Origin of the sequence: Dyella marensis, assembly GCF_900112865.1 — a bacterium.
Taxonomy (GTDB): Bacteria; Pseudomonadota; Gammaproteobacteria; order Xanthomonadales; family Rhodanobacteraceae; genus Dyella_D; species Dyella_D marensis_A.
In genome coordinates this window covers 1-11,572 of record NZ_FONH01000022.1, presented here as the reverse complement: position 1 = coordinate 11,572, position 11,572 = coordinate 1, and the positions used below count along the sequence as shown (strand labels likewise).

Sequence of the window (11,572 nt, the reverse complement as noted above, 5' to 3'; positions counted from 1 at the left end):
AAACCCTGTCGCCTGCGCTACCCATCATTCCGGATCACTGAGCTCCCCTGCCTGTGCCCCGCATCATAGCCGCCGCGGGCGCCCCTGCCTCAAGCGCGGGATGTGGCGCCGGCAAGATGCGATCTCCCGCAAGTTCCCTGGCCTTGCGCTGGTACTGTGCCGCCGATGCCGCCTGGCCCATGGCCCGGTACACGCAGGCCTGCGCCCAGGCCACGCGCCAGTCCAGCTGCCCCCAGGCCGAGAGCTGGCCGGAGATGGCAAAAGCCTCGCCGGTCTTGCCGCTCTCCAGCAGGGCCTGGCTGTAGGCGAGGCCGGTGTCGGCGATCAGCTCGGGGACGCCGTAGCGACTGGCCATGGTCATGGCCTGCCGCAGTGACTGCAGCACCTGCTCGCGGCGGCCTTCCGCCTGCGCCTGCACGGCTTGTGCACGCAACAGCTGGATGGCGACCCAGTCGTCCTGGTCGGCGAGCAACAGCTTGGCGGCCCAGGCCTGCATGGCGGGAACGGCACGCTGGATCTCCTTCACGTCGCCGGCCTGCTGTGCAATGAGCACGTCGAGCAGCCAGGCGTCGGCGGTGTCGCGCTCATCGCTGTCCCATTCCAGCAGCCGGCCCGCCAGCGCCTTGCCGATCCAGCTGCGCGCCGCGGCGGTCTCGCCGCGCTGCCAGGCCAGCCTGGCCAGCAGGGTATAGACCGTGCCTTGCAGGCCCGGCTCGCCATGGGGATCGGCCTGGATCTGCGCCAGTACTTGTTCCAGCAACGCGCTGGCTTCGGCGCTGCGGCCGATCCCGCCCAGGGCATCGGCGCGCTGGAACATCAAGATGTGCCGGCTCACGGTCTCGGTGAACTCGGGGAATTTCTGCTCCATCGGCCAATACGACTCCGTACTGGCAAACGCATCGGCGTGCTGCAGCAACAGCTTCTGCGCAACCACCAGGTGCACCAGCAGCTGCGGCATGTACTGGCGCATGCCCATGCGCTCGTATTGGTCATAGGCGCGCTGGATCACCGGAATCGCCTGCGCGAAGTGCCCGCGCTGCATGCTCAGCTCCGCCAGCGACTCGTCGATGCCCAGCGCGCCGGCCGTATCGCCGGCCAGGGCGTAGTTGACGCGTGACTGGCCGAAGTCCGCTTCCGCCTCCTCGTACCTTCCCACCATGTTGAGCAACTCGGCGCGCTGCGCATAGGCATACGCCAGGTAGCCGGTGTTGTTCTGCTGCTTCAGCAGCCGGATCGCCTCGCCCAGCACCTGGGCGCCCTCGTCGTACTTGTGCTCGCGGGAATAGACGTACCACCGCTGCGCCAGCGCGCGGCCGCGCAGCACCGGCCGGGTCTTTTCCGGCAACCGCGCCAGCAGTTCGTCCAGTTCGCTCTTGCAGGCGTCGTACTCGCCCTGGCTGCAATGGAACGCAGCCCTGGCGTAGGCGAATTCCGGCGATTGGCGCAGGCCGGGCGGCGCCTTCTCGACCAGCTCGCGCAGCACCGCGAACGTGCCGGTGTGCGAAGCAGCCTCCATGCGCAGCAGGTATTGCTCCTTGGCATCCTCGGTCGCCACATGGTCGGAATCGCCCGCGCCGATCTGCGCGAGCAGATAGGCATTGGCTTGATGCGCGGCCTTGAGCATGTTGTCGGAGAAGGCCTCGGCGTGCAGCGTGCTGCCATCGGCAGCCCTGGCCTCGAGCTGGATCTGCCAACGCCCATGGTCCAGCGTCACCTGCGGCTGGATCACCAGGGCGTACGACTCGAACGCCTCTTTTTCATGCTCGCCGGACTGCTCCAGCAGATGGACCACCGCCCGGCTGCCCTCGACCGGCACCTTGGCGCCGCGCAGGTCGCCGACAATCAGCTCCATCAGACCCAGGCGCAGCCACGACCAGTCGTCCGACGCATGGATCTGCGCAGGCAGCACGACGGCGGTGCCCTGGCGGAAAGCCTTGATGGCGCGCAGATGCATCCGCCATGCGCCATAGCCGGCGATGGCGATCAACAGCAACAGCGGCACGCCCCACCACCATCGGCGATGCCAGGGCGATGGCAGCTGACGCGTGACATCGGCGACGGCGGCCCCGGTTTCGCCACCCTGTGCCGCCACCGGATGGGGCTGGTCGGACACGGTCACCGTGGCCATCACCCAGCGGTAACCCACCCGCGGCAAGGTCTTGATGCAACGCTGCTCGTCGGCCGTATCGCCGAACACGCGGCGCAGGCGCACGATGGTCTGCGCCAGCAGGTTGTCGCTGATCTCGGTGCTGCCCCATACCGCGGCGATCAGCTCGTCCTTGCCCACCGGGCGTTGGCGATGCTCGACCAGGTAGACCAGGCAATCGAACGCGCTGCTGGCCAGGTCGACGAGCACCCCGTCCTGCTTCAGTGCCCGCGCCTGCGGGTCGAGTTCGAATTCACCGAAGCGGTAGCTGGTCGTCATGGGCGCCATTATGGCCATCGGCTTCGCGGTTGCTATCCGTCCGGCGCCGTGCACGCGCCTTCACGAGGCCCCGTGCTAGCGTCCCGCGCGGTCCGGGCAGCCGCCCGGATCGCGGGCATTCCCGCCCATTCATAAGGAGATGAGTGATGCATCGCATGCTCTATCTGGCAGCGCCGGCCATGCTCGGCGCCGTTGCCCTCCTGCTTCCCGCTGCATCCACGGCCGCTACCGGCACAGTCCCCGCCAGGTCCGGCTTCACCGCGTTCGCCACACCAACCCAGGCCAGCACGCCGCAGGGCGTCGACGTCGCCGCCGACGGCAACGTGTGGTACTCGGAAACCAGCGCCGGCAAGATCGCCGTGCTGCGCCCGGATCGCAGCTCGGCGGAGTATCCGCTTCCCGATGGCGGCCAGCCCTTCATTCTCAAGGCGGGCAAGGATGGCATCTGGTTCACCGACCAGGTCCATCGCGCGATCGGGCACCTCGATCCGCGCAGCGGCGCTGTCGTCGAGTACGCGATTCCGTCCCGCGAGAAACCGTATTTCATCCAGCTCGCGCCGGATGGCAGCCAATGGTTTACCGTCACCGCCGGCATCGGCCGCCTGGCGCCGGACGGCAGCATCACCGAATGGACCGTGCGGCTGGAGCATCCGGACGACCACCTCGAGCAGCTCAGTCTCGACCGGCACGGCAACGTGTGGTTCGTGGAACGCAACTACGCCGGCGCCGGCCCGAAGGGCACCAACAAGGTTCGCCGGCTGAATCCGGGCACGAACGTGATCACCACGTACCTGGTGCCAACGGCGGGAGGCACGCCCTCTGGCGTGATCGCGAACGCCGACGGCACGGTGTGGGTATCCGAGTACTACGGCAACGCCTTGGCCCTGCTCGATCCGGGCGTGGCGCCGCATACCGACGAGACCACCGCGCCGGCGACGCACGCTGCGAAACAGCAGGCCGCGACGGTCGCGCGCACCGTCACGGCGCGCACATCGGCGACGCGCACGCCGGCGACGCCCAGTACCAGCGAGGTCAAGCCGTCGGTAACGCGCGGCTGGATCGAATATCCCCTGCCCGTCGCCAACGCCAATGCGGAAGACATGCGCGTGGACAGCCAAGGGCGAGTGTGGTTCGAGCAGGACGCGGGCTTCATCGGCATACTGGATCCGAAGACTCGCCTGATCACCGAATATACGATCGCCCCGCCCAACAGCGGCTACTACAACATCGCGCTGCAACAGCGCGCCGGCCTGCTGTGGTTCACCGAGGCCGGCGGGTCCGGCGCGACGACGACCAGTATCGCCAACCTGGATATCGGGCACTGATGAAAGATGCAAGGGGCTCGCGGCGATGCGAGCCCCTTCGGCACAGGGATGAGCGCTCCCGGTACGGATGGACACCGTGGTCCGCCGCCGAATACATGGCATAGCCGCCGTTTTCACTGTGTTTTGACGCAGTTTGACTGTGCGTCTCAATTTCCCGGCGCATACGCTTTATCGGCGCGATGGCGACCTAGACTCCGCCGCAGTCATCACTGCATGGCCTGTGCACCGCCCTCGTCACGGAAGCCCACGCTTTTTTTCGCGGGCCGCTTTTTTCCTACTCCGCGCCGACAGGATGACTTTCGCGACATGCGTTCCGTTGTCACGCCACCGGCCCCGCACACCAGGGCCGGCCCAAGCTTCGCTTGCCATTTTTTGAGGAGAGCTGCAATGAATCAGGGGACTTACGTCGTATTCCTGGGCACCTCGACCGAGACGAAACTGCTTTGTCTCGGCACGAAGAAGCATCGAGGCACGGAGACCGTCTGCTGCGTCAAGAAGTTCGACGCCAAAAACCCGGACATCGTCTGGACGCTGGTTCCAGTGCCGGGAACGAAGGACATCCAGGGTTTCTATCTGAAGCACGAGCAGACAGGGCTGTGCGCCCGGTTCGGCGACAGCGAAGGCATCATGGTGGATAAGTTCGGGCCCGAAGACACCGAATACTTCATGCGGCTCGACAGCGTGGGCGATGGCTTCATGGCCATCAACAACCACAGCGCCGACCTCGTGATGGACGCATCGGGCGACGACCCGCAACCGGAGGCGACGGTGGCGCCGCATAAATGGAACCGCGGCGGGAATCAGCGGTGGCGCTTCGTTTCCACGTCGCTGCTGGCCTGAGCCGCCGCTGGAGGGCACGCTCGATGGGTCTGTGAGCAGGACTTCGAGACGCGCCTGCCGGCCAATAACTGCCGGATCATTCGGCAACTGCGCAGCCCGGCGCTGCGCAGTCCATCGTCGCAATCACAGGTGGATGCGCTTGCTCAATTCGCCAGCGACTCGCCTGACATCGGCCGCTGCACACTCAACGCCGTCCCCGCCGACGCCACGATGATCGCCCCGATCGCCAGCCACTGCAGCGTGGTGAGGTGTTCGCCGAGCAGCAGCACGCCGGCCATCGCCGCCACCGCGGGTTCCAGGCTGAGCAAGGTGCTGAAGGTGCGCGCGGGCAGGCGCGTCATCGAGATCATCTCCAGCGAGTACGGCAGCGCCGAGCTGAGGAAGGCCACGCCGAGCGCGTAAGGCAACAGCGTGGGCGACAGCAGCGCGCTGCCGGCGTGCGCCACGCCGAACGGAATCGCCAGCATGGCGCCGATCGTGGTGCCCAGCGTCACCGCATCCGCACCGTAGGCCGCGCCGGTGCGCTTGCCGAGCACGATGTACAGTACCCAGCCGACGCCGGCCAGCAGCGCATACATCACGCCGACCGGATCCAGCGATTGCACTTGTCCATGCAGCGGCAGCAGCAGGACCAGGCCGCCGATCACCAGCGCGATCCACACGAAGTCGATCAGGCGGCGCGAGCCGGCCATCGCCAGCGCGAGCGGGCCGGTGAACTCCAGCGCCACCGCGATGCCCAGCGGGATCGTGCGCAGCGACAGATAGAACACCAGGTTCATCGCGCCCATGGCGAGCCCGTAGCCCCACAGTGCGCGCCAGTCCTTGCCGCTGTGCGCGCGCCGCCATGGACGGCGCCACAGCAGCAGGATCAGTGCGCTCAGGCCCAATCGATAGGCCGTGGCGCCTTGCGCACCGACCTGCGGGAACAGGTGCTTGGCCAGCGAGGCGCCGCACTGGTACGACACCATGGCGATCAGCAGGACCCCGACCGCGAGTGCGACCTGGGCGGCGTTGGTGCGGGACGACATGAGCGGGACCGTGGCGAGGGGGACGGTTCGCACATGATGCCAGCAGTGATGGCGCCTGCGGCCAGGCAGGCGCCCCATTGCTGACATCACCTGTCAGCAACGTCCGACGTAGGTTGGGGTGAGCACAGCGAACCCCAACGGTGCGGCCAGGTGTGAGGCTCGTTGGGGTTTGCCTACGGCTCACCCCAACCTACGCGCTAAAGAAAAAGGCCGGGTCGCACGGACCCGGCCAAGGGGAGTACGCCGGCGGCCTCGCTGCGCCGGCGGGTGGAACAGACTCAACTCAGAACCACACGCCCAACTGCACCCCGAACGTCCGCGGCGGCAGATACTGCGACACGTACTGGAAGCTTCCGTCCGGCATCGCGAACCGCCCCGCGCTGGTGCGCACGCGCCCGTCGGTGAAGTTCTGCACGAACGCCGCCGCCCACCAGCGGTCCTGCGGCTCGGTGTAGCGCAGTGCCAGGTCGCCGCGGAAATACGCCTTCTGCTTGTCGCCATCGCCCAGGTTGAACGTGCTCAGCCACTGGTCGCTCTGGTACTGCCCGCTGATGCGCGGGGTCAGGCGGCCGCCGTTGCCCAGATGAAAGTCGTGCTCATAGATCGCCGTGAGCGATACGTTCGGCGCGTGCGGCAGATCGTTGCCGGTGATGTCCATGCAGGCCGAGATGCCGGACTGCGGCGCACACGCCGGCAGGCCCTGGTAATCGTTGCTGCCGGCGTACTGCAAGGTGCCAAGCTTCTTCTTCGGGATGAACGACAACACCAGGTTGGCGCGATCGTCCTGCTCCTGATACGCCAGCTCCGACTCCAGGCCCGCCACCTTGGTGCTGCCCTTGACGTTGTTGAAGCCCAGGCCGCGGTTGCCGTCCGGATAAGTGATCGGCGCGGACAACTGGAAGTCCTTGAAGTCCTCGTAGTACGCCGCGGTATTCCAGGTCAGCTTGCCGTCGAGGAAGACGAACTTGCTGCCGATCTCGTAGTTGGTCAGCGTCTCCGGCTTGTACAGCGTGCCGGCGTCCTGCGTGCCGCCGGACTTGTAGCCGGTGGAGACGCTGGCGTAGAGCAGGCCGTGCTCGCCGACATCGGTGTCCAGGCGCGCCAGCCAGGTCACGCGGTCGTCGCTGTAACGGGCGTCGTTGCGCGTGGAGATGTTGAAGCCGTTCGCTGGGCTCGGATACGTGCTCGGCGCGATCGGCACCTGCGGCACGGTCGGGTCATAAGCCCAGCCCCAGCCGCGGCCGTCGATGTTCTTCTTGACGTCATCGGACCAGCGCAGGCCACCGGTCAGGCGCCAGTGGTCGGACATATGCCAGGTCGCCTGGCCGAACGCCGCGGTGGACTTCACCGTCTCCTTCGGCTGGATGAAGGAGCCCTGCCACGCCACCGACTCCGACACCATCGTGCCGTTCATGATCGGGATGTCGAAGCGGATGTTGTTGTCTTCGTAGCCGTAGTACGCGCCGACGATCCAGTCGACGGTCTGCTGCCCCACCGACTTCAGGTCGAACTCGTGGCTGTAGCTTTTGTAATTGGACGAGTTGGTGCGGTCGTTCTGCGAAGAGGCGCCGGTGGCGAAGCTGGTCGGCACCTGCACGCCGGAATCCTGGTCGAACTGGCTCTTGCCGGAGAAATGGTTGTAGCCGGCGATATAGCTCAGCTGCATGCCATCGCTGATGTTCCAGTCCATGCGGCTGCGCAGCGTGCCGGAGTTGCGGTGCAGGTAGGGCGCGGTGTCGATCAGCGCGGACCAGAACTCCTGTCCCTGCCGCGGCTGCTGCATCAGGCTCATGTTGAGCGTGCCGCGATCGATGAAGTACTCGTACGAGAGGTTCCACTTGAACGCCTCGCTCGGTTGCCACAGCGCGCTGACGCGTGCGGCGGACTGGTCCTGCGCGCCGTACTTGTCGCCGCCCTGCACGAACAGGCTGGGGTCGATCGGACGGAACTTGGCCGGATTGCCGCCGGCGGCGAGATACGCGGTCTGCTGCTGCGCCACGCTGGGCAACTGGCTGGACGGATTCTGGTAGTCGACGTAGCCGTCGTGCTGGGCGTGCACCACCGCCACGCGCATGGCGAAGGTGTTGCTCACCGGCAGGTTCACCGCGGCGCGCGCGCTCATCAGGTTGTAATTGCCCGCCTCGACCTGCGCATTGCCGTAGAAGCCGGCGTTGATGTCCGGCTTGGCGGTCTGGAAGCTGATCGCGCCGGCGGTGGAGTTGCGACCCCACAATGTGCCCTGCGGGCCGCGCAGCACTTCGACGCCGTCCATGTCCAGCAGCAGGCCGGCGGCGGCTTCCGCGCGCGGCGAATACACGCCGTCGACGAAGGTGGCCACTTCCGGGTCCGCGTATTCGGTCTTGGCGCTGTCGTTGCCGATGCCGCGCATGGTCAGCGTCACCACGCCGTGGTCGCCCTGCGCGGTGGCCTGCAGGCCCGGTACCAGGCGGGTGAGATCCTGCACCGTCATCACGCGCTCCTTGTCGAGCGTGTCGGGCGTGATGGCGCTGACGGCGACCGGCGTCTTCTGCAGCGGGGTCTCGCGCTTGGTCGCGCTGACCTCGATGGCATCGAGCTGCTTGATCTTCTTGTCCGGTGCCTGGCTGCCCTGCGCCGGTATGTTCTGCGCCGGCGTACCCGGCGCGTTCTGCGGATCGTCCGCCGCGAAGGCCGCGGGCGAGGCGAGCGCCAGGGCCAAGGCGACATGCAAAGCTGAGTAGCGCAACTTCATGAAAGTCTCCCCTACGTCTTAGCGATGGGCGCCACCGTCTCCCCGACGGCGGCGTGATGGCTCGATCTCAAAATGACAGCGCTGTCATTCGGCGATGATAGACCGCCTGCGCCGTGGAAGCTTGACGCGTGGCAGCACGCGTGAAATCCACGTCAAACCGTTGCTGTGACTGGTTCTGCGAGGCGACGCCGCCAATGCCGGCGGCGTCCATGCTGCGGAGCGGAGAGAAGGTCCGGGTCTAGCGCCGGACTTTTGTCTGCGCTCTCCGCGCCGCGGACCGCATTACCTGGGGCAATCGACGACCTGGTCCGCATCCGTGCCCAGGGCGACGCGCGCCAGCGCCAGCGACGACCCCGCGCCCGCGCCCCACACGAACGGCTGGTCGATGCGATGCATGTCGGCGCCCGCGGTGCGGAAGCATTTCAGCGGCACGCCGACGCGCGTCCACGTACCGGCCGGCAGGCTGGTCAGCGTCGGGCCGAGATTGACGCGGCCCTTGCAGCCGGCGCCGCAGCCCATGCCGATCCAGGCGTCCTTGCCGGGCAGCGCATCGACGCGCAGCGTGGTCACCAGCAGCACGTCGCCGTTGGTCTGGCGATCGAGATCGAATGGCGCGCGCGACTGGATCGCGAGTTCCGCGCCGTTCTTCTTCCATTCGAAGCGGCGCGCGTCTTCCTGCGCCTTGTAGTCGAGCGCGCTCATGCGCAGGCTGCCGTCGGCCGTGCCGGACTTCGACGTATCGCCGGCCACCGCCACGCCATCGGCCCCCAGCAGGCGGAAGGTGTAGCCGCGCACCGACTTGCCGCGCTCCAGGTAATTGCCGACCGGGATCTGCTCGCCGGTGATGCCGGAGGCCTCGGGCAGGTCGAGCGCTTCCGCATGATCGGCGTAGCGCAGGCCATAACCGAACGGGAAGCGCGATTCGCCCTGGCCATGCACGCCACTGCCGGGCCACGCATAGGCGAGCTTGCCGTGGAAATCGTTGGCGATCTTGCCGTCGCGCTTGCGCAGCAGCACGTCGGCCACGCCGCCACCTTCACTGCCCGGCAGCCAGGCGGCGACGAAGGCGTCGGCCACATTGATCTCGCGGTTCACCCACAGCGGGCGGCCGCTGAGGAACACCGCCACCACCGGAATGCCGTCGCCATGCAGGCGGCGCAGCAGCTCCAGGTCGTGCTCGTCGCCGGGGCGATAAAGCAGGTTGGGCAAGTCGCCCTGGAACTCCGCGTAAGGGTCTTCGCCGAACACCACTACCGCGACGTCGGGCTTGTTCGTGTAGCGGCCGTCGGCGGCGATCTCCACCTGCCCGCCCGCCGCCTTCACCTGCTCGGCGATGCCGGCGCCGATCGATTGCGCGCCCGGGAAGTCCTTGTTGCCGAGCCCCGTGCCCTGCCAGGTCAGCGTCCAGCCGCCGCTCTGCCGCGAGATGTTGTCCGCCGCGTCGCCCGCCACCAGGATGTGCTTGCGCGGATCCAGCGGCAGCACGCCGTGGTTGTTCTTCAGCAGCACCAGCGATTCGCGCACGGCGCGGCGCGCCAGCGCGCGATGCGCGGCGCTGCCGATCACCTCGGCGGATTTCGTCGCCAACGGCTGCGTCGACGGCGCGCCGGCCTCGAACAACCCCAGGCGGAACTTCACGCGCAGGATGCGCGCGACCGCGTCGTCCAACCGCGCCGCAGGGATCGCGCCCGACTTCGCCTCGGCCAGCGTGTGCTCGTACAGGCCGCGCCAGCTGTCCGGCGCCATCAGCATGTCGACGCCGGCATTGATCGAGGCCGGGCAGTCCGTATTGCTGCAGCCGGGCACCTGGCCATGGCCGTTCCAGTCGCCGACCACGAAGCCCTGGAAATCCATGCGGCCCTTGAGCACGTCGGTGAGCAGGGCCTTGTTGCCGTGCATCTTCTGGCCGTTCCAGCTGGAGAACGAGGCCATCACCGTCTGCACGCCGGCATCGATCGCCGGCGGATAGCCGGCGGCATGCACCTCGCGCAGTTCGGTTTCGCTGACCTGTGCGTCGCCCTGGTCCTTGCCGTCCTTGGTGCCGCCATCGGCGAGGAAGTGCTTGGCCGAGGCGATCACGTGCGAGGCGTCGAGGAATTTCGGCGTGCCGGCCTTGCCCTGCAGGCCCTCGATCATCGCGCTGGCGTATTGCGCTACGACTTTCGGGTCCTGCGAATAGCCTTCGTACGAACGGCCCCAGCGCAGATCCTGCGGCACCGCCAAGGTCGGCGCGAAGGTCCAGTTGATGCCGGTGGCGCGCACTTCCGCCGCGGTGGCCGCGCCGATCTCGCGGATCAGCTGCGGATCGCGCGTGGCGCCGAGCGCCGAGTTCTGCGGGAACAGCGTGGCGCCGACGGTGTTGTTGTGGCCGTGCACGGCATCGATGCCGATCAACAGCGGGATCGCCTGATGGCCGCCGCTGGTATCCATCGCGGCGCGATGAAAGGCATCGGCCAGCGCTTTCCATTGCTCGGCGGTAGCGGTGGTCTTGCCCTCCGGCTTGGAGTTGCCGCCGGCGAGGATCGAGCCGAGGCGGTACTTGCGCACGTCCTCCGGCGTCACCGCGGAGATATCGGCCTGGATCAGCTGGCCGACTTTTTCCTCCACGCTCATCTTCGCCATCAGCTCGGCGACGCGCTGTTCGAGCGCGGCATTGCGCGGCAGCGGCCATTTCGCCGCGGGCCATTGCTCGGGATGGACGGCCGTATCGGCGGCCGGTGCGGCGCCTAGCGGCAGGCAAGCCAAGGCGATGGCCAAGGCGATCGGTGCGATACGCAAACGACGGACAAACGCCAGCACGCTGTTCTCCCCTTCACGATAAAAATCATCGGCACTCCCCAGGAGCTGCCCCGAAGCCGTGAGCCTGCCAGAAATGACAGCGCTGTCAATTGGCGATGCACCAAGCGATAAAGAAGCGTCCACGTAGGTTGGGGTGAGCCGCAGGCGACTGCGAAGGCAGGATGCCGTAGCGAACATCCGCGTAGCGGATGGCCCGAAGGGCGGGCTGCTGAGGCAGCCCGTAACCCCAACAAACCTTCCCAAGACCTTGCGCCCCTCATGCCCCAGCGTCCGTTGGGGTTACGGGCTGCCTCAGCAGCCCGTAACCCCAACCTACGCGGATGCTGTCATGCCGGCTTGGCGGTCGACTCGCGCAACTGCAATGTGTAGGGCACCTGCAGCAACAACCCCGTACCACGCCCACGCAGCTTGTCCATCAACTGCA

6 protein-coding genes are annotated in these 11,572 nt (G+C 67.1%); 2 read left to right on the top strand and 4 right to left on the bottom strand.

Annotated features, from left to right (window positions below; translation table 11 throughout):
* Nucleotides 1-34: 34 nt before the first annotated feature.
* On the bottom strand, nt 35-2,425 hold the full coding sequence (locus BM172_RS19270) for a winged helix-turn-helix domain-containing protein (protein WP_026634838.1): 2,391 nt from the start codon (nt 2,423-2,425) through the stop codon (nt 35-37).
* A gap of 146 nt (nt 2,426-2,571) precedes the next feature.
* On the opposite strand from BM172_RS19270, the gene BM172_RS19265 reads away from it, so the two are divergent.
* Nucleotides 2,572-3,750, top strand: coding sequence for a Vgb family protein (locus BM172_RS19265; protein WP_051548532.1), 1,179 nt, complete (start codon nt 2,572-2,574; stop codon nt 3,748-3,750).
* A 387-nt stretch (nt 3,751-4,137) separates the two neighbouring features.
* Nucleotides 4,138-4,590, top strand: a complete 453-nt coding sequence (locus BM172_RS19260; RefSeq protein ID WP_026634837.1) for an RICIN domain-containing protein — start codon at nt 4,138-4,140, stop codon at nt 4,588-4,590.
* A gap of 143 nt (nt 4,591-4,733) precedes the next feature.
* Here the strand turns inward: BM172_RS19260 and BM172_RS19255 are convergent, their stop codons facing one another.
* The 3 genes from BM172_RS19255 to BM172_RS19245 all read right to left on the bottom strand — a co-directional run bounded on the left by BM172_RS19255 (nt 4,734) and on the right by BM172_RS19245 (nt 11,148).
* A complete protein-coding gene (locus BM172_RS19255) occupies nt 4,734-5,618 on the bottom strand; it encodes an EamA family transporter (RefSeq protein WP_026634836.1) in 885 nt (294 codons plus the stop codon).
* Nucleotides 5,619-5,901: 283 nt separating this feature from the next.
* Nucleotides 5,902-8,349: a TonB-dependent receptor gene (locus BM172_RS19250; protein ID WP_026634835.1), complete on the bottom strand. Its 2,448-nt coding sequence runs from the start codon at nt 8,347-8,349 to the stop codon at nt 5,902-5,904.
* A 282-nt stretch (nt 8,350-8,631) separates the two neighbouring features.
* A complete protein-coding gene (locus BM172_RS19245; protein WP_428844772.1) occupies nt 8,632-11,148 on the bottom strand; it encodes a glycoside hydrolase family 3 protein in 2,517 nt (838 codons plus the stop codon).
* Between the last annotated feature and the right edge of the window lie 424 nt (nt 11,149-11,572).